21 protein-coding genes are annotated in these 23,602 nt (G+C 65.9%); 10 read left to right on the forward strand and 11 right to left on the reverse strand.

The annotated features are described in order from the left end of the window. Window positions 1–144: 144 nt before the first annotated feature. Together MHY23_RS08885 and MHY23_RS08890 are read right to left on the reverse strand one after the other, a co-directional pair. Entirely contained in the window at window positions 145–606 is a 462-nt protein-coding gene (locus tag MHY23_RS08885; RefSeq protein ID WP_239307245.1) for a hypothetical protein, read from the reverse strand. Window positions 607–628: 22 nt separating this feature from the next. Next, window positions 629–1,357: a biotin--[acetyl-CoA-carboxylase] ligase gene (locus MHY23_RS08890; protein ID WP_239307246.1), complete on the reverse strand. Its 729-nt coding sequence runs from the start codon at window positions 1,355–1,357 to the stop codon at window positions 629–631. Window positions 1,358–1,514: 157 nt separating this feature from the next. Between MHY23_RS08890 and MHY23_RS08895 the strand changes: the two genes are divergently transcribed. The 5 genes from MHY23_RS08895 to MHY23_RS08915 all read left to right on the forward strand — a co-directional run bounded on the left by MHY23_RS08895 (window position 1,515) and on the right by MHY23_RS08915 (window position 7,440). Continuing rightward, the gene (locus MHY23_RS08895) at window positions 1,515–3,611 is read left to right on the forward strand and encodes a catalase (RefSeq protein ID WP_239307247.1); all 2,097 of its coding nucleotides are present in this window, start codon (window positions 1,515–1,517) and stop codon (window positions 3,609–3,611) included. A gap of 186 nt (window positions 3,612–3,797) precedes the next feature. Further along, window positions 3,798–5,045 (forward strand): ATP-binding protein, encoded by a 1,248-nt coding sequence (locus MHY23_RS08900; RefSeq protein WP_239307248.1) that lies wholly within the window; start codon window positions 3,798–3,800, stop codon window positions 5,043–5,045. Window positions 5,046–5,139: 94 nt separating this feature from the next. Then, complete coding sequence (locus MHY23_RS08905; RefSeq protein WP_239307249.1) at window positions 5,140–6,654, forward strand: acyl-CoA carboxylase subunit beta; 1,515 nt, start codon at window positions 5,140–5,142, stop codon at window positions 6,652–6,654. Between the two features lie 10 nt (window positions 6,655–6,664). Continuing rightward, window positions 6,665–6,850: an acyl-CoA carboxylase subunit epsilon gene (locus tag MHY23_RS08910; protein ID WP_239307250.1), complete on the forward strand. Its 186-nt coding sequence runs from the start codon at window positions 6,665–6,667 to the stop codon at window positions 6,848–6,850. Next, complete coding sequence (locus MHY23_RS08915; RefSeq protein ID WP_239307251.1) at window positions 6,850–7,440, forward strand: nucleoside triphosphate pyrophosphatase; 591 nt, start codon at window positions 6,850–6,852, stop codon at window positions 7,438–7,440. Before MHY23_RS08910 ends, MHY23_RS08915 begins: the two co-directional genes overlap by 1 nt. A 126-nt stretch (window positions 7,441–7,566) precedes the next feature. Here the strand turns inward: MHY23_RS08915 and MHY23_RS08920 are convergent, their stop codons facing one another. From MHY23_RS08920 to MHY23_RS08930, 3 genes are read right to left on the reverse strand one after another with little or no spacing between them, the layout of a single operon-like run. Next, window positions 7,567–8,088, reverse strand: a complete 522-nt coding sequence (locus tag MHY23_RS08920; protein WP_239307252.1) for a hypothetical protein — start codon at window positions 8,086–8,088, stop codon at window positions 7,567–7,569. Window positions 8,089–8,104: 16 nt separating this feature from the next. Next, a complete protein-coding gene (locus MHY23_RS08925) occupies window positions 8,105–8,632 on the reverse strand; it encodes a hypothetical protein (protein WP_239307253.1) in 528 nt (175 codons plus the stop codon). Between the two features lie 9 nt (window positions 8,633–8,641). After that, window positions 8,642–9,163: a hypothetical protein gene (locus MHY23_RS08930; protein ID WP_239307254.1), complete on the reverse strand. Its 522-nt coding sequence runs from the start codon at window positions 9,161–9,163 to the stop codon at window positions 8,642–8,644. Between the two features lie 107 nt (window positions 9,164–9,270). On the opposite strand from MHY23_RS08930, the gene MHY23_RS08935 reads away from it, so the two are divergent. Further along, window positions 9,271–9,669, forward strand: a complete 399-nt coding sequence (locus MHY23_RS08935) for a DUF3151 domain-containing protein (protein WP_239307255.1) — start codon at window positions 9,271–9,273, stop codon at window positions 9,667–9,669. A gap of 6 nt (window positions 9,670–9,675) precedes the next feature. Then, the gene (locus MHY23_RS08940; protein ID WP_239307256.1) at window positions 9,676–10,434 is read left to right on the forward strand and encodes a hypothetical protein; all 759 of its coding nucleotides are present in this window, start codon (window positions 9,676–9,678) and stop codon (window positions 10,432–10,434) included. Between the two features lie 179 nt (window positions 10,435–10,613). Here MHY23_RS08940 and MHY23_RS08945 read toward each other — a convergent pair whose 3' ends face one another. Further along, a complete protein-coding gene (locus MHY23_RS08945) occupies window positions 10,614–11,675 on the reverse strand; it encodes a Cj0069 family protein (protein ID WP_239307257.1) in 1,062 nt (353 codons plus the stop codon). A 285-nt stretch (window positions 11,676–11,960) separates the two neighbouring features. Between MHY23_RS08945 and MHY23_RS08950 the strand changes: the two genes are divergently transcribed. Together MHY23_RS08950 and MHY23_RS08955 are read left to right on the forward strand one after the other, a co-directional pair. Then, the gene (locus MHY23_RS08950) at window positions 11,961–12,845 is read left to right on the forward strand and encodes a sulfurtransferase (RefSeq protein WP_239307258.1); all 885 of its coding nucleotides are present in this window, start codon (window positions 11,961–11,963) and stop codon (window positions 12,843–12,845) included. Window positions 12,846–12,938: 93 nt separating this feature from the next. Continuing rightward, a complete protein-coding gene (locus tag MHY23_RS08955) occupies window positions 12,939–14,717 on the forward strand; it encodes a biotin carboxylase N-terminal domain-containing protein (RefSeq protein ID WP_370645837.1) in 1,779 nt (592 codons plus the stop codon). Window positions 14,718–14,725: 8 nt separating this feature from the next. On the opposite strand, the gene MHY23_RS08960 is transcribed toward MHY23_RS08955, so the two are convergent. Beyond that, on the reverse strand, window positions 14,726–15,637 hold the full coding sequence (locus MHY23_RS08960) for a S1 family peptidase (RefSeq protein ID WP_239307259.1): 912 nt from the start codon (window positions 15,635–15,637) through the stop codon (window positions 14,726–14,728). Between the two features lie 23 nt (window positions 15,638–15,660). Between MHY23_RS08960 and MHY23_RS08965 the strand changes: the two genes are divergently transcribed. Further along, window positions 15,661–16,164, forward strand: coding sequence for an N-acetyltransferase (locus MHY23_RS08965; RefSeq protein WP_239307260.1), 504 nt, complete (start codon window positions 15,661–15,663; stop codon window positions 16,162–16,164). Window positions 16,165–16,257: 93 nt separating this feature from the next. Here MHY23_RS08965 and MHY23_RS08970 read toward each other — a convergent pair whose 3' ends face one another. The 4 genes from MHY23_RS08970 to prpD form a co-directional block, all read right to left on the reverse strand. Beyond that, on the reverse strand, window positions 16,258–19,686 hold the full coding sequence (locus tag MHY23_RS08970; protein ID WP_239307261.1) for a pyruvate carboxylase: 3,429 nt from the start codon (window positions 19,684–19,686) through the stop codon (window positions 16,258–16,260). 156 nt (window positions 19,687–19,842) lie between these two features. Beyond that, the gene (locus tag MHY23_RS08975) at window positions 19,843–20,988 is read right to left on the reverse strand and encodes a bifunctional 2-methylcitrate synthase/citrate synthase (protein ID WP_239307262.1); all 1,146 of its coding nucleotides are present in this window, start codon (window positions 20,986–20,988) and stop codon (window positions 19,843–19,845) included. 38 nt (window positions 20,989–21,026) lie between these two features. Then, complete coding sequence (prpB, locus tag MHY23_RS08980) at window positions 21,027–21,950, reverse strand: methylisocitrate lyase (RefSeq protein ID WP_239307263.1); 924 nt, start codon at window positions 21,948–21,950, stop codon at window positions 21,027–21,029. Further along, window positions 21,950–23,461 (reverse strand): 2-methylcitrate dehydratase PrpD, encoded by a 1,512-nt coding sequence (gene prpD, locus MHY23_RS08985; RefSeq protein WP_239307264.1) that lies wholly within the window; start codon window positions 23,459–23,461, stop codon window positions 21,950–21,952. The genes prpB and prpD overlap by 1 nt, the downstream gene beginning before the upstream one ends. Window positions 23,462–23,602: the final 141 nt, after the last annotated feature.

Here is a 23,602-nt window from a genome sequence, read left to right on the forward strand (position 1 = left end):
CCCCATATCCCGCCCCCGTTTGTGGCCCGCCGGGGGTTTCGGGGGCCCCCGTCCACACCCCCCCCCCATTGGGGGGTTTTTGGGGCCCCCGGGGGGGGGGGGGGGGGGGGGGGCGGCGGGGGGCGCGGCCCCCGCGCCGCAGGCCTAGCGCACCGGACCGAGCGCGCGCTGCAGCACCTTCTCCACCGAGCGCGTCTTGCCCACCCGCTCGAAAACGATCGGCTGCGCGTAGCCGTACACCGCCACGTTGATGCCGCCGCGCTCGCGGCGCACGGAGTGGATCTGGCGCAGCGGGATGGAATCCACCGCCCCGCGCCGGCCGCGGGCCAGGATGCGCTTGTCGGTGACGATGAAGCGCCGGCGCCTGGACGCCACCAGCGGGACGATGAACCGCCACAGCACGAGCAGCGCCCAGATCAGCACCACAATGTTGCGCAGGCCCGGGTCCACGTGCGGCGTCACGTCCATCCAGCCGATGGCCATCCACGCCACGCCGGTCACGGCCACCAGCTCGAGCAGCGGGATGGTCAGCGAGGAAAGCGGCGCGCACACGTCGGCGAGGACAACTTCGTCCCCGCCGACGCGAAACGGTGCTTTGCCAGCCATAAACAGGCAGGGTACTGCACGCCTAGGACGTCGGCCGCAGATGGTGGACGTCGCCGACGGAGAAGGCGGAGCCGTCGATAAGCACTTCGCCCTGGTCGTTGACCCCGGTGACGGTGCCGGTGACGGTTTCCTCGCCCTCGCGCATCTCCAGGCGCACGTTTTGGCCGATGGTCGAGCACACGGCGCGGTAGTCCTCAAGCAGCTGCGGGTCGCCCTCGCGCCACTGGTTCAGGCGCTTGCCCATGGCCAGCAGAATGTCGGCGGTGAAGTCGTCGAAGTCCACGTCTAGGCCCTCGAGGTTGAGCGCGGTAGCGGTTTCCACCGGCAGGTCCTCGTTCCGCATGGCCACGTTGATGCCGATGCCCACAATCACCCGCGGCATGTCCAGCGCGGAGAGGATGCCGGCGATTTTCTTGCCGCCGATCTGCACGTCGTTGGGCCATTTCAGCCGCGCCTGCGGCACCACATCCGTCACGGCAACACCCGGCGCGATGGACAGCAGGCCGAACGGCGGCACCTTCTCGGGCACCTCCACCACCATGCTCATGGCCAGCTGCGAGCCTTTCGGCGAGACCCAATGGCGCCCCAGCCGCCCTTTGCCGTCGGTCTGCTCGTCGGCGATGAGCACCGTGCCGGGCTCGCCTTCTTTGAGCAGGTCAGCGTTGGTGGAGCCGGTGGTTTCCACCCACCGCACGTTCGGCCAGTACTCCGCCACCGCGTCCTGGATGGCCTGAATGTCGCGCACAGTCATAGCTAAAGAGCATATTGCTTATCGACGTCCACCTCGCCCCGTGCCAGTTTTGGCCGCACGTCCAAACGATCATTCGAGGACGGGCCTACCCTCGGTTCCACCCTCAGCGCCTTGAAGATGGCCCCGAGGATCCCCCAACACGAAAAGGTTGTGACACGTGACCGACAAGAAGCAGAACCCGCCCCAGGACGCCCCGGAGCAGCAGGCCCCAGCGGCTGTCTCCCCCACCGGCTGCCCGTTCCACTTCGGAGCCGACAACTCCGGCGGCACCGACCCGCGCGCCCAGCAGGGCGAGTACCTCACCACCGCGCAAGGCGCACGCCTGTCGGAGACGTCGAAGTCGCTGCGCGCCGGCGAGCGCGGTCCGCTGTTGATGCAGGACCACCACTTCCGCGAGAAGATCACCCACTTCGACCACGAGCGCATCCCGGAGCGCGCCGTCCACGCCCGAGGTGTGGGTGCGCACGGCGTGTTCGTCGCCAATGGCAATGCCTCGAAGATTTCCAAGGCGAAGGTGTTCAAGAAGGACGCTGAGACCCCGGTCTTTGTCCGTTTCTCCACCGTGTTGGGCTCGCGCGGCTCCGCGGACTCTGTGCGCGACACCCGCGGCTGGGCCACCAAGTTCTACACCGAAGAGGGCAACTGGGACCTGGTGGGAAACAACATCCCGGTCTTTTTCATTCAGGACGCGATCAAGTTCCCGGACATCATTCACGCTGGCAAGCCGCGCCCGGACCGCGAGATCCCGCAGGCGCAGTCCGCTCACGACACCTTCTGGGACTTTGTGGGCCAGCACACTGAGGCCACGCACCACACGCTGTGGAACATGTCGGACCGCGGCATCCCGCGCTCGCTGCGCATGATGGAGGGCTTTGGCATCCACACCTTCCGCTTCATCAACGACGCCGGCGAGACCACCCTGGTGAAGTTCCACTGGAAGCCGAAGTTCGGCGTGCACTCGCAGGTGTGGGAGGAGGCCCAGATCACCGGCGGTATGGACCCGGACTTCCACCGCCGCGACCTGTACAACGCCATCGAGGCAGGCGCCTTCCCGCAGTGGGACCTGGGCGTGCAGGTGTTCCCGGACACCGAGGACCAGATGTTCGAGGGCATCGACCTGCTGGACCCGACGAAGCTGGTGCCGGAGGAGCTCGCGCCGGTGGAGATCATTGGCACGATGACGCTGAACAAGAACCCGCGCAACTACTTCGAAGAGGTTGAACAGGTGGCGTTCTGCCCGTCGCACCTGCCTCCGGGCATCGACGTCACCGCCGACCCGCTGCTGCAGGGCCGCCTGTTTTCCTACCTGGACACCCAGATTTCCCGTCTGGGCGGGCCGAACTTCTCGCAGTTGCCGATCAACCGCCCGCAGACGCCGGTCAACGACAACCTTCGCGACGGCATGCACCAGGTGGCCTCCCACACCGGCGTCGCGCCGTACAAGCCGAACACGCTCGACGGCGGCGCACCCACCGAGGCCACTGTGGACGAGGGCGCATTTATCGACGTGCCGGTCGCCGTGAACGGCGAGATCACCCGCGAGCACCCTGCATCCTTCGACGACCACTTCTCCCAGGCCCGACTGTTCTACCTCTCCCTCACCGACGTGGAGCAGGAGCACCTCACCCAGGCGCTGTCGTTCGAGCTGGGCAAGTGCTACGAGGAGTCGGTGAAGACGCGCTACCTCGAGGTGCTGGCGCACGTGGACCAGGACCTCGCGGAGACTGTCGCCGACAACTTGGGCCTGCCGCACCCGGAGAAGCAGGACGTTGCGGACGTGGAGCCCTCGAAGGCGCTGTCCCAGATGGGCGGCACCTGGCCTATCGACGGCCGCCAGGTCGGCGTGCTGATCTCCACCGACATTTCCGGAGATACAGCCGCAGCCGTGGGCAAACTCGTCGATGAGCTTTCCGCCGCCGGCACCACTCCGCTCGTGGTGGCGGAAAAGGGCGGCACGGTGAAGCTGGGCGACAAGGACACTCCGATCTCGCGCACCTACCTCACCGCCAGCTCCATCGAGTTCGACGCGGTTGTGGTGGTTAACCCGCCGGCGAAGACGGACGTGGACACAATCCTCGGCGAGTGCGAGCGCCACAAGAAGGCGATCGTCGCCGTGGGCGAGGCCGGCAAGCAGGCGCTGGAGGCCGCGCGCGTCCCGGCGGACCAGCCGGGCATCGTCGCGGTCGACACCGCCGACGCTGCCGCTGCGCCGGTGCAGGAGCTGCTGGCTTCCCACCGTGTTTGGGAGCGGTAGTTCTGTAGTAGCTCACCACCCCTAACCCCCGCTTGTGCCCCGTGCCGCTTACCCGGCACGGGGCCTCTTTTCTGAAAATCAGGTAGTAGGAGTCCTGAAAATCGGGTAGTAGAGCTTCTGAAAATTGGGTAGTAGGAGTCCTGAAAATACGGTAGTAGGGCACTTTCGTGCAGTACAATGCCCAATATGGCCTACCTCCGACGCACCCTCGACGACGAGCTCGACCTTCTCATGCCCCATCTGTCCGCAATCGCCATTGACGGGCCGAAAGGTGTCGGGAAAACCGACACGGCCAAACGCCGCGCCAACACCACTTGGTTCCTTGATGATCCGGATATGCGCAGCATTGCGGAGGCCGATTTTTCGCTCTCCTCAGCGCCGGACGGCACGTTGCTCATCGACGAGTGGCAGCATCTCCCCCAGGTTTGGGATGCAGTTCGCCGCCAAGTGGACCTAGGAACTGCCCCCGGGCGTTTTCTGCTCACCGGCTCGGCCACTCCCGTCGACGCGAAGGGTTCCCATTCGGGCGCCGGGCGGATCTACTCGTTAAGAATGCGCCCGATGGCCGTCCATGAACGCGGCGTTTCCGACCCCACGTGCAGCTTCGCCAGGATCTTGGGCGGAGACAACGATGTGTCGGGACACTCGGATTTTGAGGTCGGCGATTACGCCAAGCTCATCACCGGCAGTGGTTTTCCCGCTATCGCCGCGGCTGATCCCACGGTCCAAACGCTGATGCTCGACTCGTACATCGAGCGCATCATCGACCGCGACATCCCCGATGCAGGCTACGAAGTACGCCGGCCCGAAAGCCTCCGGAGCTGGCTGCGCGCCTATGCCGCGGCCACTTCCACGACCACCGCCTACTCGAGGCTGCTCGACGCTACAACGGGCGGCCAGGTGGAGCAGCCGAATCAGAAAACTACGCTCGCATACCGCGAGCACCTAGCGAAGATTTGGCTGCTCGATCCAGTCCCTGGGTGGGTTCCGGAAAACAACGAATTGAAACGGCTCCAGCAAGGCCCGAAGCACCATCTCGCCGACCCCGCTCTGGCAGCACGACTTCTCGGCATCACCCCGTCCGCCCTGTTAAGCAACCGCGCAGCCCACATGTTTGGGCCACTCTTCGAATCCCTGACTGCGCTCACACTCCGTGTGCTGGCTCAAGCAGCCAGAGCGCGGGTGTACCACCTCCGATCAAACGCCGGAGAACGGGAAGTCGACTTCATCGTCGAAGGACCGGAACGAGAAGTCGTCGGTGTTGAGGTCAAACTCAAGCCGCGGGTTGATGACGCCGACGTCCGGCACCTTCTGTGGCTGCGCGAGCGCATCCCGGACCGGGTAACCAACCTGATGGTGGTAACCACAGGTAAACAGGCATACGTCCGACCCGACGGAATCATCGTCATGCCGCTCGCCCTCCTCGGCGCGTAGGCGCCGCTCTACTGCCCGTCGGTGGAGGGTGAAACGTGGGCGGCGGAGCCGTCGATAAGCATGGCGGCACACAAGGAATCTAGACTGAGGCGTTATGAGTTCATCCAAACCCGACATGACCACCACCGCGGGCCGCATCGAGGATCTGCGCAACCGCCTGGATGAGGCGCAGGCCCCGGTCGGTCAGGACGCGATCGACGCAGTGCACGCAGCTGGGGCCGCCACCGCCCGCGAGCGCGTGCTGAAGCTTGTGGACGAAGGCACGTTCGTGGAAACCGACGCGCTGGCGAAGCACCGCGTCGAGGCGTACAAGATGGACAAGTCCAAGCCCTCCACCGACGGCGTTGTCACAGGCTATGGGCTTATCGACGGCCGAAGGGTATGCCTGTTCTCCCAAGACCCCACCGTCTTCGACGGGCAGATCGGCGAGGTCTACGCCGAGAAGATGCTCAAGATCTACGACCTGGCCACCAAGACCGGCGTGCCGCTGATCGGCATCTACGACTCCACCGGCCCGCGCTGGAAGGAAGGCATCGTCACCGCGCACATGCAGGCGCAGATCCTGCGCGCCGCCACCCGCGCGTCCGGGCTGATCCCGCAGATCGCGGTCGTGGCCGGCGACGCGGCGGCGCTGACTGCGGCGAGCGTGCCTCTGGCGGACATCACCATCATGGCCGAGGGCGCGGCGATGCACGTGACCACCGCCGACATCGTGAGCAAGGTGACCGAGACCGAAACCACCAGCGACCAGCTCGGCGGCAGCGCCGTCCACGCCGCGGAGACCGGCCTGGCGCAGCTGACCGCCGCCACCGACGTGGAGGCCGTGGAGCTGGCGCGTGCAGTGGTGGGCTACCTGCCGTTGAACAACAAGGCCGCTTCCCCGCTGGGCGCCGAGACTGCCGGTTCCGGTGCTGACCTGGACACGTTCATCCCAGACGACGACAACCAGCCCTACGACGTGCTCGACGTGGTCAACGCCGTCACCGACGGGGACTTCTTCGAGCTTTCCGCCGGCTACGCGGGCTCTGTGGTCACCGGGTTTGCGCATGTTGGCGGGCGTGCCGTTGGTGTCGTCGCCACGCAGCCGAGCGTGCTCGCTGGCTGCCTGACCCGCGACGCCGCCCGCAAGGCCGCGCGCTTCATCCGCACCTGCGACGCGTTCAACCTGCCTGTAGTGCAGTTCGTGGACTCGCCGGGCTTCCTTCCGGCCGTCGAAGAGGAGCGCGCTGGCTCGTCCGCCGCCGCAGCGGCACTTGCCTACGCGTTCGCCGAAGCCCAGGTGGGCACGATCACCGTGGTCACCCGCAAGGCGTTCGGCCCCTCGTATGCCCTGCTGGGCTCCAAGGGCCTGGGCGCTGACCTGGTGTTCGCGTGGCCGACCGCCCAGCTCGCGCTTGCAGACGCCCCCACCGCCGCCGAAGCCATCGGCACCGACGCCGAGCAGTACGCCGAGGAGAACCTCAACCCGTACGTGGCCACCGAGCGCGGCCTGGTGGACGCCGTGATCGAGCCGTCCGCCACCCGCGACCGCGTGCTCGAGGGCCTGCGCCTGCTGGAGCGCAAGGTGGGCTACCCGGCGCAGAAGAAGCACGGCAACATCCCGTTGTAAGGAGGCTGACGTGGACATTCAGGTACTCAAGGGCAACCCCACCGAGGCGGAACTCGCGGCACTTTCGCAGGTGCTAGAGCAGCTTAAGCGCGAGCGCAAGCTCGCCGGGGTGCAGCCGGACGCGAATTTTTGGGGTGTCTCCCACCCCGCCACCGCGTTTAACCCGCACGCCTTCGACTCGGCGGCGTACTTCTAATGCGGCTGGTGTTGGCGTCGCAGTCGCCGTCGCGGCGCATGCTGCTCGAGCAAGGCGGAGTGAAGCCGGTGCTACGGCCGGCTCACATCGACGAGGACGCGGTGATCGCATCGCTTCACGACGCCCCTCCGGCCACCACCGTTTCCACCCTCGCCCGCGCTAAAGCAGAGACTGCCATCGCCGACTTCCCCGGCGACGTGGTGGTCGGCTGCGACTCCATGCTGCTCCTCGACGGCGAACTGCTGGGCAAACCCCACACCGTCGAGGCGACCATCGAACGCTGGAAGGCGCAGCGCGGCAAAGAGGCACAACTGCTCACCGGGCACGCGGTGTGGTTCGGCGGGCAGTGGGTGGTGGACACCGTCGCCACCACCATCCGCTTCGGCGACGTCTCCGACGCCGACATCGAGGCCTACGCCCGCTCCGGCCAGCCGCTGGAATGCGCCGGCGCGTTCACGCTGGAGGCGTTGGGCAGCTGGTTCATCGACTCCATCGACGGCGACCCCACCAGCGTCATCGGCCTGTCCATGCCGCTGTTGCGACGCTGCCTGTACCGCTTCGGGCTGGATGCCTCCGACTTCTGGGAGTGAGGGGGCCGAGATCCGGGCGGTTTTGTACGAATCGACATTTTTTCGGAATCTGCCCTGCAAAACCCCAGGTCAGATTTTAGCGTTGTTGATTCGTACAAATTTGCGACGAACTCCCCGCACGCGCCCCTAGAATCCGCGGGCTGTGAGGAACTCGTCGAGGACCTTGAGCCCCTCCGGCTGGTGGTCCACGCACATGCGCAGCCACTCGCCGATCTTGTTCTTAGGGTTGCGGACACTTGACGGCTCGTCCAAATCCACATCCTTGCTAAACAGCGCTTCATAGATTGGGCGGCGCTGCTCGTCGCTCTCCGTTCCGATCTTCACCGCAAGCTTGATCGGCGTGTCCCCGTGGCTTTCGCGGTAGTTCACGTCCGCGCCGGCATCGACGAGCCGCTGCACGAGAGCCGCGTCACCGTCGCCGAGACCGTCGTGGCTGAGCAGCAGCGTCAACGTGTTCTGCCCGTAATCCACCACCGTCGCATCGGCGCCGCGGTCCAGCATGTCGTTGCTGATCTTTTCGCGTGCCTCCGGGTCGCGGTTAATCAGCCCGGCGCACAGCATCTCCGTGGCGTCGTTCGCTTCCGGGTCGTAGACCTCCAGAAACTCCTCGTAGGTACCGTTTTGGGCGGCATACAGCGGGCTTGCCATGGTTTTCTCTCCCTCGCTAATAACCTGTTGCTTTCAAGAACTCGTCGAGGACATAGAGCTTTTCCGGACGGTCGTCGGCGTTCATGCGCAGCCACTCACCGATGCTCATGACTAGCTCGTGTGCGTTGGACGGAAGATCCAGATCCAGCTCTTCTGCTCCAAACAGGGCCTGATAGAGCGGTCGACGCTGCTCGTCGTCGTCCACACGGATCTCGATCGCCAGCTGCAGGACCAAGGATCCCCGGCGTTCGCGGTAGTTCACGTCGGCGCCGCCGTCGACAAGCCTCTGCGCGAGAGCAGCATCACCAGACCCCAGGTGGCGGTGCCTGCCAAGCAGTACTGTCAGCGCGTTCTGCCCGTATTCGACTCTCGACGCATCCGCGCCCCGGTCCAACATGTCGTTGCAGATCGCGGCGCGGGTTTCCGGATCCTTGTTGGTAAGGCCGTTAAACAACATGTCCGTCGGGTCATTCACCTCTGGGTCGAACACCTCGAGAAACTCCTCGTAGGTGCCCTTCTTCGCCGTGTACGTCGGGCTTGCCATGGGAATCTCCTAATAGCCTCTGGCCTTGAGAAACTCGTCCAAGACGTCGAGTTTGCCGGGGCGCCCGTCCACGTTCATGCGCAGCCACTTCCCGATCGAGTTCTTTCGGGTGCGCAGGTTCGTCGGCTCGTCCAAATCCACGTCCGCGGCGAACAGTGCCTCGTACAGGGGGCGGCGCTGTTCGTCGTCGTCAACGCGGACGCGAATTGCCAGCCGTATGGGCACATCGCCGCCGCTGTTTCGGAAGTCCACGTCGGCGCCGCCGTCGATAAGCCGCTGCGCCAGTGCAGGGTCGCCGTCAGCGAGCCGGTCGTGGCTCAGCAGCAGCGTCAACGTGTTCTGCCCGTAATCCACGACCGTGGCATCCGCGCCGCGGTCCAGCATGTCATTGCTGATCTTTTCGCGTGCCTCAGGGTCGCGGTTGATCAGCCCGGCGCACAGCATCTCCGTGGCATCGTGCGCTTCCGGGTCGTAGACCTCCAGAAACTCCTCGTAGGTTCCGTTTTGGGCGACATACAGCGGGCTAGCCATTGGTGCTCCTCGGTGTGGGACGCAGGTCACATCGGGTTACGCGCCCCACAATATGCGCGAATGCCTGGCCCGTCACGGTCTCCCAGGAAACTAGTAGCCTGGCGGCCATGGAAATCAACGACATGCTCGCCCCGAAGCCCATCGAGCTGCCCGCCGACCCAGCCGCGGGCAAGGATTTGCTTGCAGACGACACCGCGCTCGCCCACCCCGACTCCCCCGCCGTCTGGGCCGCCCGCGCGGAACGCGAACTGAGTGTCGGCGACAAGCTCATCGCCTACGCGTACGCCCGCACCGGCTACCACCGTTCCCTGGACCGCCTGCGCGCCAACGGTTGGAAGGGCTGGGGCCCGGTCCCCGCCTCCCACGAGCCGAACCAGGGCGTGTTGAAGGCCATTGCGATGTTGGCAGTAACCTCACAGGCTATCGGTGACCAGGCAGAATACGACCGTTGCCACCAGATGCTTTCCGACGCCGACCCGCAAAGCGTGGAAAAGCTTTTACCCTAACGAGGTATGACGCGAATCAACCAAGCGACCAAGCTACTCATTGCAGTTCCGACGGCGCTCGCGATTGCGTCGTGCAGCGCCACGGAGGACACAACAGCTGACACAGCTGCGGGAACCGGCGGGAAGGCGCCCACTGTCACCGCGTCCATCGGCGGTGCCGGGGCGGACACGGCCGCTCAAGGTGCGGACCTCCCCGAAACGGTGACTCAAGAAAAGACCGTCACCGAAGCGGCCGCGCAGCCACCGGCCGGCGAGGCCGCTGCCCCGCCAGCCCCCGCCCCCGCCCCGGAGGGCGACAACTGCGCCAGCCTGCCCACCGATCCGCGCCAGCAGTACGCCACCGGCACAGCCCCGGGCCGCATGCCGGCGGCTGACAGCCAGTCGGACATGAACTACTGGATCGAGAACATCGAGAACCACTACGATCCGTGCGCGCCGATCAGCTGGATCACGTTCCGCGGCTCACTCGGCGACGGGGATCGCCCGGCAGGCACCGGCGCCTCCATCAGCGACGGCCTCGCGCTCTACGTCAACGGCCAGCCCGCAGGCGACATGCGGCTATTCACAGAGGTTGAGAGCATCGAATTGCTTAACGACGGCCAGCTCCGCCTCTCCTGGGGTGAACGCGGAGAAGCCACCGCGGCAGGTATTACCGACCACTACACCGTGGACCTCACGGCACAAGGCGACGCTGTGCAGCCCGTCGCTGGCGACGTCGAGCAGTTCAACCGGTTCTGGAACCAGTCCGGTTACTTGCTCAACTAATCGCCGGATCGTCTAGCACCGCAACGAATACTGCTAGACGATCCCGCACCCGGCAATCTATTTCCCCAGCTGATGTTGGAGATGGGTGCCAATAAGAAACGGATCGTCTAGCAGGCCATTGTGTCTGCTAGACGATCCGTTGCGAACGGGCGGAGTGCTCGTCGAGAAGCGAAATGCTCTTAGGCGTGCTTCTCCTCGACGCGCTTGATGGCCTCCTCGGCCACCTTCTCCTGGATGCCCATGTCCAGCTCGGAGGTGAAGCCGACGCAGGAGCAGTTGATCTCGCCGAGGACGTAGGTGTCCTCGCCGGTCTCGTCGTCGTCGGCGAGCATGAAGTCCGCGGTCCAGATCAGCGGGATGTTGTCGCCGCCGAGGTTCTCAGCGATGACCGGGCGGGCCTCGGCGAACATGTCGACGAGCTCCTGCCACTCCTCCGGCTTCTGGTAGGTGTACTTCGCGCCGGAGAACAGGGTCGCGGAAAACGCGTCGCCGCCCTCAGCCGGCTTCTTGTGCACGACGAAGACCGGGTGCGGGCCGACCAGCAGGATGCGGATCTCACCCTCGACGATGCGCGGCATGAAGCGCATGTCCACGAGCATGCCGTTATCGCCGACGATGTACTGGTCGCAGAAGTCCATGAATTCGCCCAGCTCGCGGTCCTCGGTGTGGTTGTCCACGGCCTCGGTGCACTTGAGCTTGGTGTCCAGCGGCAGGGCGGTGCCCGGCTCGACGGACTCGGCCAGGGACTCGTCGGCAAGGCGCACGCGCCAGATGCCGGAGCCGGTGGAGCCGCGGTTCTGCTTGAGCACGCGCTCGCCGTAGGACAGGGACGTCGGGAAGGTGTTGTGGAACTCCTCCACGTCGTAGTACGCGGCGGTGTCCTCCGGCACAAGGTCAGTCTTGTTCAGCTTGACCAGGGCGTCCTTGGCGCCGTAGGAGACCATCTCCTCCGGGGTGGACATGCCCACCAGGCCGGCCTCGGACAGGCGGGTGAGCAGGTCGAAGTAGCCCTTCTCGCCGCCCGGGATGTTGCCCGGGTTCACGCGGGAGATGTAGGCGTCGAAGTTCTCGGAGACGTAGGTGAACAGGTCGTCCGCCCACTCCGGGCGGAAGTAGACGACCTCGGAGTGCCAGCCCTTTTCCTTGATGGCGTTCACGATGGGCATGGTGTCCTTGCGGTGGCCGTCGAAGGACTTGTCGGAGCCGCCTTCGACCTCGAAGACAACAATCGCCTTGTGCACGGTTGGTCCCTTTCATGGTTCATGCCCCGCTTCACGCTCACGCAGGAGCCGTCGGGGCAGGTCAGATTGCTAGAACAAACTGGCCGCGACCTGTATGTTCCTGACTTGACTTTAACCCGCGGCAGTGAGTTCCACCGGGCGAGCGATTTGATAGTGTGCAAGTTCACACCACCGTGTTTTCTGGCCGAACGCGTCAAGCGCGCTGCATTCGTTTCTGTATCGTTGACGGTGGTTTTGCACACTGGTGTTGCACACCGCACACGAGCGAGAAGAAAGGTTGCCGCCATGGGCATCGAGCTCGACGACACCCCGCAGTTCCAGCAGTACGCGCACCCGGAGAAGTTCGTTTCCGCGGCGTGGCTGTCCGCCCGCCTGGGCGTGCCGGGTTTGAAGGTCGTGGAAAGCGATGAGGACGCGTTCCTCTACGACATCGGCCACATCCCCGGTGCGGTGCGCATTGACTGGAAGCGGGATTTGAACGACCCGCTGGTGCGCGACTTCATCGACGGCGAGGCGTTTGCGGAGCTGATGCGCTCGCGCGGCATCAACCGCGACGACACTGTGGTGGTCTACGGCGACTCGTCCAACTGGTGGGCGGCCTACACCGCGTGGGTGTTCGAGCTGTTCGGCCACCCGGACGTGCGGCTTCTCGACGGCGGCCGCGACGCGTGGATGGGCGAAGAGCGCGACACTTCCTTTGTGGTGCCGGACTACCCGCGATCGGACTACCCGGTGGTTCAGCGCCAGGATGCGCCCTTCCGCGCGTTTGCTTCGGAGTTGCTGGAGCGCACGCCCGCGCAGCTTATCGACGCCCGGCCGGCCCCGTTCTACCTGGGCGAAGACCCGAATCCGGGGCCTTCCTCCGCACCGTCGCTGCGCCAGGGCCACATCCCCAGCGCGGTGAATGTGCCGTGGGGCCGCTCGGTGTTCCCCAACGCGCGCTTCCGCTCGTTGGAGGACATTCAGGCGATCTACGCCGACTTCGACAAGGACGCCGAGACGGTGGTGTACTGCCAGCTCGGCGAGAGCTCCTCGCACACGTGGTACGTGCTCAAGCACATCTTGGGCTTTACCAACGTCGCTCTCTACGACGGCTCCTGGGCCGAGTGGGGCAACATGGTGCGCATGCCTGTGGCCAAGGGCGACGCGCCCGAAAACGAAGCAGATTAAGCACGCCGGCGCGGTGGCGCTGTAACATGGTTCGACGTTTGTCCGACGTTTCTAACGGTGTGTTTTTCCGATTGTTAAGGACGGGATTGCTTCGTGCCTACCACTGCAGCGACTACTGACCTGCCGAACAGCGTGACCAAGGTGCTGGTGGCCAACCGCGGCGAGATCGCCGTGCGCGTCATCCGCGCGTGTGTGGACGAGGGCATCGCGTCTGTCGCCGTGTACGCCGAGCCGGACGCGGACGCGCCGTTCGTCCAACTCGCCGACGAGGCCTTCGCCCTCGGCGGGGAGACCGCGGCCGAGAGCTACCTGGACATGGACAAGGTCATCGCCGCGGCGGAGAAGTCCGGCGCGGACGCGATCCACCCGGGCTACGGCTTCCTGTCGGAGAACGCGGAGTTCGCGCAGAAGGTCATCGACGCAGGCCTGACCTGGATCGGCCCCTCCCCCGAGGCCATTGCCGCGCTTGGCGACAAGGTCACCGCCCGCCACATCGCCGAGGCCGCGCAGGCCCCGATGGCGCCGGGCACGAAGAACCCGGTTGCCGGCGCCGACGAGGTAGTCGCCTTCGCTGAAGAACACGGCCTGCCCGTGGCAATCAAGGCGGCGTTCGGCGGCGGCGGCCGCGGCATGAAGGTGGCCTACACGCTCGAGGAGGTCCCGGAGCTGTACGAGTCCGCCACCCGCGAGGCCACTGCCGCGTTCGGCCGCGGCGAGTGCTTCGTGGAGCGCTACCTGGATAAGGCCCGCCACGTGGAAGCGCAGGTGCTGGCGGACCAGCACGGCAACGTGGTGGTCGTGGGCACGCGCGACTGCTCCCTGCAGCGCCGTTTTCAAAAGCTTGTGGAGGAGGCCCCGGCGCCGTTCCTCACCGACGAGCAGCGCAAGCGCATCCACACGTCTGCAAAGGCCATCTGCCGCGAGGCCGGCTACTTCGGCGCGGGCACCGTGGAGTACCTGGTCGGCTCCGACGGCCTGATCTCCTTCCTGGAGGTCAACACCCGCCTGCAGGTGGAGCACCCCGTCACCGAGGCCACCACCGGCATCGACCTGGTGCGAGAGCAATTCCGCATCGCCCGCGGGGAGCAGTTGCTTTTCGACGCCGACCCGGTCCCCCACGGCCACGCCATCGAGTTTCGCATCAACGGCGAGGACGCGTCGGCGAACTTCATGCCGGCACCGGGCACCATCACCGCCTACGCCGAGCCGGCCGGCCCGGGCGTGCGCGTGGATTCCGGCGTGCGCGCAGGATCCGTGGTGGGCGGCCAGTTCGACTCGATGCTGGCCAAGCTGATCGTCACCGGTGCCACCCGCCAGGAGGCGATCGAGCGCGCCCGTCGCGCCCTCGGCGAGTACGTCGTGGCCGGCTTCCCCACCGTGATCCCGTTCCACCAGGCCATCCTGGACAACCCAGCGTTTGTCGGCGACGAGGACGGCTTCGGCGTCTACACCCGCTGGATCGAGGAGGAGTGGGACGGCGAGCTTCCCACCACCCCGGCAACCGACGAGGACGCGGATACCGAGGCGCCTTCTCGCCGCACCTTCGCGGTGGAGATCGACGGCCGCCGCATCGAGGTCGCCCTGCCCGAGGAACTCGTCGCGGCAGGCCCCGCCAAGCGCAAGCCGAAGAAGCGCCGGGCGGGCAAGGCAGCCGTCTCCGGCGACGCCGTCGCCTCCCCCATGCAGGCCAGCGTGATCAAGGTCAACGTGGAGGAAGGCGAGGAGGTCGCCGAGGGCGACGTGCTGGTCGTGCTGGAAGCGATGAAGATGGAAAACCCGGTCAAGGCCCACAAGGCGGGCGCCGTGACCGGCCTGGCCGTCGAGGTTGGCGGCCAGGTGAACAAGGGCGCCGTATTAATGGAGCTGAAGTAGCCCTTCCGCTAGGAACCCCAACCCTGCATGATCCGCAGCGCGGGCTCGCGGTACTGCGGTGGCAGCGCACCGACGATTTGCGGCAGCGCGAACAGCACCCCGGCGAGGGCGACTAGCACGATCGCGGTGATCCCCACCGCGCTCATATCCGAGCTGCCGCCGTTACTGACCCGCTCCGGCTTGCCGCCCGGCGCCGCGGTTTCGTGCACCACCGGCGTTGAGATGCGCTTCGCCTGCGCCAGCAGCTCCAGTTCTTCTTCTGGGCTGACCTGCGGGCCGTTGTCCGGCACGGAGCTGCGGTTGAGCCGGCCTTCCTCCCCCTTGCTGCCCACCGCCAGGCTCACGCCGGTGTAGACGGACAAAAAGCCCTTGCCCTCCACCCACACCGGGCCTCCGGAATCGCCGGGTTTGCCGGACGGGCCGTCCCAGTAGAGGTTGTTGCCGATGGCGCCCGCGAAGCTGCCGCACGTCGTCTTCTTGCTGGTGCCGCCGTACACGCACACCGGGTCGCCTGAGCGCATCAGCGACGGCGCCACCACCTCCTCGCCGGTTATGCCGTTTTTGCCCAGCTTCACGCCGTCTGCCCAGCGGATCACGCCCCAGTCGTTGGCGGTGCCCTCGTCCGCGTTCATCGCCGACGACGGGTGGAATGTGCCGGAGGCGCGGAACCCCTCCCCCGCCACGATGGCGCGGTCGCCCTCCTCGCCGCAGTGCCCGGCGGTGTAGCTGACGTTTTGGCCCCGGTCGTTGAACGCGATGGTGCAGCGTCCTTTGCCCACTACGTCCACCACATCGCCCTGGTTGACCACGGGGGTGGCGACGGGTGGGGCGTCGTTGACCACGGGCGCTGCCACGGCGAATGCGGGGGTAGCGGCGAGGGCCAGGGCGGTGGACGTCGATAGGCAAATGCGTCGAAGCATGGCAAAAGATTAACGTGGAGCGCATGGATTACACACCTGAGTTCCAACTGCGCGAGGCCACAGAGTCCGACCGCACCTATCTGCGACGGCTGAATTACCTCGCCGACGTCTTCGGCGACGAGGCGGGCACTATCGGCCACAGCGAGCGCGAAGGCGCCGAAACCTATGTGGGTCAGTGGGACCCGGAACGCGAAAGCGGCATCGTCGCATTCGACCAGTTCGACGTTCCTGCAGGTGGCGTGTGGTTGCGGTATTGGCAGTCGCCTGACGACGGGCACGCGAACCTCGCCCCCAACATCCCCGAAATCGCCATCGCGGTGGAAAACCGCTACGCCGGAAACCGGCTGGCGGTGCGGCTTTTGCAGGCCGCGGTGGAGCTGGCCAAGCGCCAGGGCGCGCCGAAGGTGGCGCTGTGGGTGGACCCGGACAACGACCGGGCGCGCCACCGCTACGAGAAGTTCGGCTTCAAAGACGTCGAGGGCGAAGACGACGTGATGGTCGTCGACGTGGAGGACTTCACCGCGTAGGCCGGTGTCGCCGGTGCTCGAGCGCGCCTCGGCACACCAAAGCAAACACCGCGCGGCCGTTCAACGGTCCGCGCGGTGCTTACTGCTGCCCCGTTAGGCGATAACCACCACGAGGTCGCCGCCTTCCACCTTGGTCGGCTGGGTGAACGCGATGCGCTCGATCTTGCCGTCCTTGGTGGCGGAGATCGCGGCTTCCATCTTCATGGCCTCGATGGTTGCCACCGGGTCACCGGCCTTGACCTCGTCGCCTTCCTTGACGGTCACGGTCACGGCACCGGCGAACGGCGCTGCCACGTGGCCCGGGTTGGAGGAGTCGGCCTTTTCCACCTCGGCGACGGAGGACTCGGCGGACTCGTCGCGCACGGTGATCGGGCGGACCTGGCCGTTGACGGTGAGGATGACCTGGCGCATGCCCTTCTCGTCCGGCTCGCCCACGGCGTCGAGGCTGACCACCAGCGGCGGGCGGTTCTCGTCGATCTCGCCGTACCAGATCATGGTCTCCTCGCCCTCTTCGAGGCCGTAGAAGAACGCCTTGTCGCCGAGCTGGTCGGTGATGCCGTAGGTGCGCAAGTGCTCCTGGTATTCGGCGTACTGCTTCGGGAAGAGCAGCTTGTCCAGGGCGGCGCGGCGGGTGTCGTGGTCCTCGGACTGGAGGTCGGCGGCGAGCTCCTCCGGCACCTTCACGGTGTGGTCGACCTCGCTGCGGTTTTCCAGCGCCTTGTCGCGCAGCAGCGGCCAGCCGCCCGGAGGCGTGCCCAGCTCACCCTGCAGGAAGCCGATGACGGATTCCGGGATGTCGTACTTGCGCGGGTTTTCGGCGAACTCCTGCGGGCTGACACCCTGGCCCACCAGCTGCAGCGCCAGGTCGCCGACGACCTTGGAGGACGGGGTGACCTTGGTCGGGCGGCCGAGGATCTCGTTGACACCGGCGTAGTAGTCCTCGATGAGCTCGAAGCGGCCCTCCAGGCCCAACGCCTTGGCCTGTGTGCGCAGGTTGGACAGCTGGCCGCCCGGGATTTCGTGCTTGTACACGCGGCCGGTCGGTCCTGGGATGCCGGATTCGAACGGGGCGTAGACCTGGCGCACGGCCTCCCAGTAGGGCTCCATGTCGAAGACGGCCTGCAGGTCGATGCCGGTGTCGCGCTCCGTCTCGGCGAACGCGGCGACGAGCGCGGACATGGACGGCTGGGAGGTGGTGCCCGCCAGCGGCGCAGATGCCACGTCGACCACGTCGGCGCCGGCGTTTGCGGCCGCCAGGTAGGTGGCCAGCTGGCCGCCCGCGGTGTCGTGGGTGTGCACGTGCACCGGCAGGTCGAAGCGCTCGCGCAGGGCGGTGACCAGCTTGGCGGCGGCTGCCGGGCGCATCAAGCCCGCCATGTCCTTAATGGCCAGAACGTGGGCGCCAGCGTCCACGATTTCCTCGGCCAGCTTGAGGTAGTAGTCCAGGGTGTACAGATCCTCGTTCGGATCCATCAGGTTGCCGGAGTAGGCCATGGCCACCTCGGCGACGGTGGTGTTGGTCTCCAGCACCGCGTCGATGGCGGGGCGCATCTGGGAGACGTCGTTCAGCGCGTCGAAGATGCGGAAGATGTCGATGCCGGAGGTGGCGGCCTCGCGCACGAACGCCTTGGTCACGGAGTCCGGGTACGGGGTGTAGCCCACGGTGTTGCGGCCGCGCAGCAGCATCTGGATGTTCACGTTCGGCATTGCCTCGCGCAGCTCGTCCAGGCGCATCCAGGGCGACTCGTGGAGGAAGCGCATGCCCACGTCGTAGGTGGCGCCGCCCCAGGCCTCGACGGAGGTCAGCTCCGGGGTGAGGTGGCCGACGTGCTTCGCCGCCGCGACCAGGGTGTTGGTGCGGATGCGGGTGGCCAGAAGCGACTGGTGCGCGTCGCGGAAGGTGGTTTCGGTAACCCCCAGCGCGGTCTGGTTGCGCAGCTTCTCCGCCCACTTTTTCGGGCCGAGCTCGAGCAGCTCGTCGCGGGAGCCGCGCGGCAGGTCGCCGTATTTGGCTTCCGGCAGCTTCTTGGACGGGCGGATGTTGGTCGGGCGCGGGCCGTTGGGCTGGTTCACCGTCACGGACGCGAGGTAGTTGAGGATCTTGCCGGCGTCGTCGGCGGCCGCCGGGGCCTCAAGCAGGTTCGGGTGGTCCGCGATGAAGCCGGTGTTGATGCGCTCGTAGCGGAACTCCGGCTCGGACAGCAGGGCACGCAGGAAGCCGATGTTGGTGGACAGGCCGTTGATGGTGAACTCGTTCAGGGCGCGTAGCGCGCGGTCCACCGCCACCTGGAAGTTGCGGCCTCGGCAGGTCATCTTCACCAGCAGCGAGTCGAAGTTCGGGGTGATGGTGGTGCCGACGGCCACGTTGCCGTCGAGACGCACACCCGCACCGCCCGGCGACGCGTAGCCGGTGACCACGCCGGAGTCGGGCCTAAAGCCGTTGGCGGGGTCCTCGGTGGTGATGCGGCACTGCAGGGCGGCGCCGTTGACCTCAATGAGGTCCTGGGTGAGGTGGAGCTGCTCCAGCTTCGCGCCGGCGGCGATGTACATCTGGTTTTTCACGATGTCGATGCCGGTGACTTCCTCGGTCACGGTGTGCTCGACCTGCACGCGCGGGTTCATCTCGATGAACACGTGGTTGCCGGATTCGTCCACGAGGAACTCTACGGTGCCGGCGCCTTCGTAGTTGATCTCCTTGCAGAAGTTCACCGCGTCCTGGCAGATGCGCTGGCGCTGCTCTTCGGTGATGTGCTGCGCGGGGGCGATCTCCACGACCTTCTGGTGGCGGCGCTGCACGGAGCAGTCGCGCTCAAACAGGTGCACGACGTTGCCGTGGGAGTCCGCCATGATCTGCACCTCGATGTGCTGCGGGCGGATCACGGCGCGCTCGATGTAGACGTTCGGGTCGCCGAACGCGGCCTCCGCTTCGCGGGAGGCTTCAGCAGCAAGCTTCTCGACGTCCTCCGGTCGCTCAATAAAGCGCATACCGCGTCCGCCGCCACCTGCGACTGCCTTGACGAAGACGGGGAACTCGAAGTCCTTGGCGTATTCCGCCAGCTGCTTCGGGTCGTCGGAAGGCTCGGAGTCCTTCAGCACCGGCAGGCCGGCGCGCTCCGCGGCCTGGACGGCGGCGGACTTGTCGCCCGTCAGATCCAGCGTTTCCGGGGAGGGGCCGATGAACTTAATGCCGTTGTCGCGGCAGGCTCGCGCCAGGTCGGCGCGCTCGGAGAGGAACCCGTAGCCTGGGTAAATCGCGTCCGCGCCGGTTTCCTTCGCGGCGCGGATGATCTCGTCGATGTCCAGGTAGGACTTCACCGGCTGGCCCGGCTCGCCAATCTGGACGGCCTCGTCCGCGAACGGGCGGTGGAAGGAGTTGCGGTCCTCGCGGGGGTACACGGCGACGGTCTTCGCGCCGGTCTCGAATGCTGCACGGAAGGCGCGGACGGCGATTTCGCCGCGGTTGGCCACCAGGATCTTGCTGAAGGCGGGCAGGTCGTGAAGCGGGAGGTTATCCGGGTTCATCGGTTTCCTTTCACAAAGGAAGTTCTTGCGGTCATACGGATAAGACAAGTTTAATACAGATCACATCATTTTCGGGGCACTTTGGGGGACGGCGTGGGGGTGGAAAAACGCGGGCCGTCGACAAGCGACTGCCCGCGTTTCGGGGGTAAAGGCGATTTAGCGCTCGATGTGGCGCTCCTCCGGCCCGTTGTAGGCGGACAGCGGGCGGATCAGCGAGTTGTTCTCAAACTGCTCGATGATGTGCGCGGTCCAGCCGGTGATACGCGACATCACGAACAGCGGGGTAAAGAACTCGATGTCGAAGCCGAGGATGTAGTACGCCGGGCCCGACGGGAAGTCCAGGTTCGGGCGGATGTTGATGGAGGTGTTTTCGTACATGGTCTTGGCCATGATGTCGTACACCTCCACCCACTTCTGGGCATCCTTTTCCGGGTGCTCCGCGGCCAGCTTCTTAAATGCAGCTTCCATGGTGGGCACGCGCGAGTCGCCCTTCTTGTACACGCGGTGGCCGAAGCCCATGACAAGCTCCTTGTTCTTCAGCTTGTCCAGGCACCACTGCTCCGCCTTGGCCGGGTCACCGATTTCCTCCATATGGTGCATGACGAACTCGTTGGCGCCGCCGTGCAGCGGGCCCTTGAGCGCGCCGATGCCGCCGGTGATGGCGGACCAGCCGTCCGACATGGTCGAGGCGATGGTGCGGGCGGTGAAGGTGGAGGCGTTAAACGAGTGCTCCGCGTAGAGGATCATCGTCTTCTCAAACGCCTCGATGTCGGACGGGATGTTCGCCGGCGAGTTCTCCTCGTCGCCGAAGACCATCCAGAGGAAGTTCTCGGAAAAGCCCTTCTCCTTGCTCGGCGCGATGTAGTCCTTGCCCTGGCGGCGGCGGATGTCCGTGGCCACGATGGTGGGCAGCTTGGCTAACAGCTTGCGGCCGATGCCGCGCAGGTGGTCGGAATCCGGGGTGAATTTCTCGGCGTCCTCCGCGCCCAGGTAGGACACAGCGGTGCGCAGCACGTCCATCGGGTGGCAGTCCTTGGGCATGAAGTTGATCACCTGGATCAGCTTCTCGTCGATGTCGCGGTTTTCCATGCAGCCGCCGCGGAACTCCGCCAGCTGCTCGTCGTTGGGCAGCTCGCCGTTCCACAGCAGGTAGGCCACTTCCTCGAAGGTGCAGTGCTCTGCCAGCTCCTGGACCGGGTAGCCGCGGTAGAGCAGCGAGTTGGTCTCCGGGTTCACTTTGGACACGGCGGTGTAGTCTGCGACGACGCCGTTGAGGCCCTTGCGGATGTCTTGCTCGGTCATGATGGATCTCTCCTTTTGGGGTTGGGGGTGGGTGGGGCCTACTTCTCAAAGGTGGAGCTGTAGGTGTCCTTGGAGTAGGTGAAGACGGACTGGTCGAACTGGTTGTACTCGTCGTAGCGGACCAGCTCGTAGAGCCGGGAGCGGTGCTGCATCTTGTCCAGCCACGGCACCTGGGTGCCGGTTTCGGCCATGTCGCGCAGCATCGCCTCGGTCTGGCCCATCGCGATGCGGAAGGTGGTCACCGGCCAGATCACGGCGTTGTAACCGAGGTCTTCGAGCTGCTTGGCGCTGAGCAGCTCGGTTTTGCCGAACTCGGTCATATTCGCCAGCAGGGGCGTATCGACGGCCTCACGGAACTTGGCAAAGTCCGCCTCGGAATAAAGCGCCTCAGTGAAGATGAGGTCGGCGCCGGCGTCCGCGTAGGCCTTGGCGCGCTCGATGGCCTCGTCGATGCCTTCGATGCCGGCGGCGTCGGTGCGCGCGCAGATGACAAAGTCGTCGTCCTGGCGCTCGCGCACCGCGGCGGTGATGCGGCGCACCATCAGGTCGGTGGGCACGACTTCCTTGCCGTCGAGGTGGCCGCAGCGCTTCGGGTTGACCTGGTCTTCCAGGTGCAGCGCCGCCAGGCCCGCGGCTTCGAACTCGGCGACGGTGCGGGCGGCGGACATGGGTTCGCCGAAGCCGGTGTCGGCGTCGATGAGCACGGGCAGGTTGGTGGCGCGGGCGATTTGGCCGCCTCGGTTGGCCACTTCGGACAGGGTGGTCAGGCCGATGTCCGGCAGGCCGAGGTCGTTGGCCACCACGGCGCCGGAGACGTAGACGCCGGAAAAAGCGCCGATGTCTTCGATAAGGCGTGCCGTCAGCGGGTTGAAGGCTCCGGGCAGGGTCGTAATCGTTGCGTCGGTAAGCGACGCGCGCAGTGCCTTGCGGCGCTCGTTCGGGGTCTTTTCGGGGGCGAACATTAGAAGATGCCTCCCGGGATTTCCTCGGCGGCGGCGCGGGTGGCGTCGCTGACGCGGATGTTCAGCTCGCTCAGGTCGGTGAGGTTTTCCAGGTCCTGCACCGCTGCGAGGAAGCGGTCCTGCTCCTGCTTATCGACGATGCCTTCGGCCAACGTCCGGAACTTGGCAATGTAGTTCTCGCGGACGAACGGGCGTGCGCCGTATGGGTGGGCGTCCGCGACAGCCATCTCGTCCTCGATGACGGTGCCGTCTTGGAAGGTGATCACGGCGCGTGCGCCGAAGGCCTTCTCGTCCGGGTCGGTTGAGTGGTAGCGGCGGGTCCACTCCTCGTCCTCCACGGTGGAGACCTTGTGCCACAGTTCGACGGTCTCCGGGCGGTTCGCCCGCTCCGGGGTGTAGGAGTCCACGTGGTGCCAGCCGCCGTCTTCAAGCGCGACTGCGAACATGTACATGATCGAGTGGTCCAGCGTCTCGCGGGAGGCGGCCGGGTCCATCTTCTGCGGGTCGTTCGCGCCGGTGCCGATGACGTAGTGGGTGTGATGCGAGGTGTGCAGCACGATGGACTCGATCTCGGCGGTGGTCTTGCCGGCGTCCGCGATGGTCTGCTTCATGCGGCGGGCCAGGTCGATCGGGGCCTGCGCCTGGTACTCGGCGGAGTGCTCCTTGGTGTAGGTGTCCAAGATGGCGCGCTTTTCCTCGCCGTCCGCTGGCAGGGGCACGGTGTAGGTGCGCTCCGGGGAGTGCAGCATCCAGGCGATGAACCCGTCCTCGCCTTCCCAGATCGGGGCGGGCGCGCCCTCGCCGCGCATGGCGCGGTCCACGGCCTCGATGGCCATCTTGCCGGCGAATGCCGGCGCGGAGGCCTTCCAGGAGGAGATCAGGCCCTTGCGGGACTGGCGGGTGGCGGTGGTGGTGTGCAGCGCCTGGCCCACGGCCTGGTAGATGGTGTCCACGTCCAGGCCGAGCATGGTGCCAATGCCTGCGGCTGCCGACGGGCCGAGGTGGGCCACGTGGTCGATCTTGAACTCGTGGAGGCAGATGCCCTTGACCAGGTTGACCTGGATTTCGTAGCCGGTGGCGATGCCGCGGATCAGGGCCTTGCCGTCCAGGCCCTTGTGCTGGGCGACGGCGAGGATCGGCGGGATGTTGTCGCCCGGGTGGGAGTACTCGGCGGCGAGGAAGGTGTCGTGGTAGTCCAGCTCGCGCACGGCGGTGCCGTTGGCGAAGGCGACCCACTCGGCGGAGTAGGTGCCGTCCTCGCCGAAGACGAGCGCGCCGTTGTTGTCGGCGGGGTGCGCCTTGGCCATTTCGCGGGCCACGGCGACGGGGCGGCGGTTGTAGGAGGCGACGGCGACGGAGGCGTTGTCGATGATGCGGTTGATGATCATCTCGCGGGTGTCTTCCGGCACCTCAACCGGGTCGACTGCGACCTTGGCGATCTTGTAAGCCAGATGCTCTTCGATGGGAAAGTCCTCGGCGGACTTATGGGTGCGTACTTCGTGGTTGATCATGCGTGAGGCTCCTTCAAATACCGACCGTGATGGTGTGCCTCATACTAAGACCGAAAATGTGTTGCGGGTCATAGTCTTTTGTGTGTATTCTTGCGTCCAAAAGCGAGCAATATTGCAAAGTGTTGTAAGTCAGCAGCACAA

The organism is Corynebacterium sp. ACRQP (assembly GCF_022345915.1).
Classification (GTDB): domain Bacteria; phylum Actinomycetota; class Actinomycetes; order Mycobacteriales; family Mycobacteriaceae; genus Corynebacterium; species Corynebacterium lehmanniae.

Coding starts and splice junctions, on each gene's coding strand:
- MHY23_RS08885 (WP_239307245.1), bottom strand. CDS start 606: ATGGCTGGCAAAGCACCGTTTCGCGTCGGCGGGGACGAAGTTGTCCTC.
- MHY23_RS08890 (WP_239307246.1), bottom strand. CDS start 1,357: ATGACTGTGCGCGACATTCAGGCCATCCAGGACGCGGTGGCGGAGTAC.
- MHY23_RS08900 (WP_239307248.1), top strand. CDS start 3,798: ATGGCCTACCTCCGACGCACCCTCGACGACGAGCTCGACCTTCTCATG.
- MHY23_RS08905 (WP_239307249.1), top strand. CDS start 5,140: ATGAGTTCATCCAAACCCGACATGACCACCACCGCGGGCCGCATCGAG.
- MHY23_RS08915 (WP_239307251.1), top strand. CDS start 6,850: ATGCGGCTGGTGTTGGCGTCGCAGTCGCCGTCGCGGCGCATGCTGCTC.
- MHY23_RS08920 (WP_239307252.1), bottom strand. CDS start 8,088: ATGGCAAGCCCGCTGTATGCCGCCCAAAACGGTACCTACGAGGAGTTT.
- MHY23_RS08925 (WP_239307253.1), bottom strand. CDS start 8,632: ATGGCAAGCCCGACGTACACGGCGAAGAAGGGCACCTACGAGGAGTTT.
- MHY23_RS08930 (WP_239307254.1), bottom strand. CDS start 9,163: ATGGCTAGCCCGCTGTATGTCGCCCAAAACGGAACCTACGAGGAGTTT.
- MHY23_RS08935 (WP_239307255.1), top strand. CDS start 9,271: ATGGAAATCAACGACATGCTCGCCCCGAAGCCCATCGAGCTGCCCGCC.
- MHY23_RS08940 (WP_239307256.1), top strand. CDS start 9,676: ATGACGCGAATCAACCAAGCGACCAAGCTACTCATTGCAGTTCCGACG.
- MHY23_RS08950 (WP_239307258.1), top strand. CDS start 11,961: ATGGGCATCGAGCTCGACGACACCCCGCAGTTCCAGCAGTACGCGCAC.
- MHY23_RS08960 (WP_239307259.1), bottom strand. CDS start 15,637: ATGCTTCGACGCATTTGCCTATCGACGTCCACCGCCCTGGCCCTCGCC.
- MHY23_RS08965 (WP_239307260.1), top strand. CDS start 15,661: ATGGATTACACACCTGAGTTCCAACTGCGCGAGGCCACAGAGTCCGAC.
- MHY23_RS08970 (WP_239307261.1), bottom strand. CDS start 19,686: ATGAACCCGGATAACCTCCCGCTTCACGACCTGCCCGCCTTCAGCAAG.
- MHY23_RS08975 (WP_239307262.1), bottom strand. CDS start 20,988: ATGACCGAGCAAGACATCCGCAAGGGCCTCAACGGCGTCGTCGCAGAC.
- prpB (WP_239307263.1), bottom strand. CDS start 21,950: ATGTTCGCCCCCGAAAAGACCCCGAACGAGCGCCGCAAGGCACTGCGC.
- prpD (WP_239307264.1), bottom strand. CDS start 23,461: ATGATCAACCACGAAGTACGCACCCATAAGTCCGCCGAGGACTTTCCC.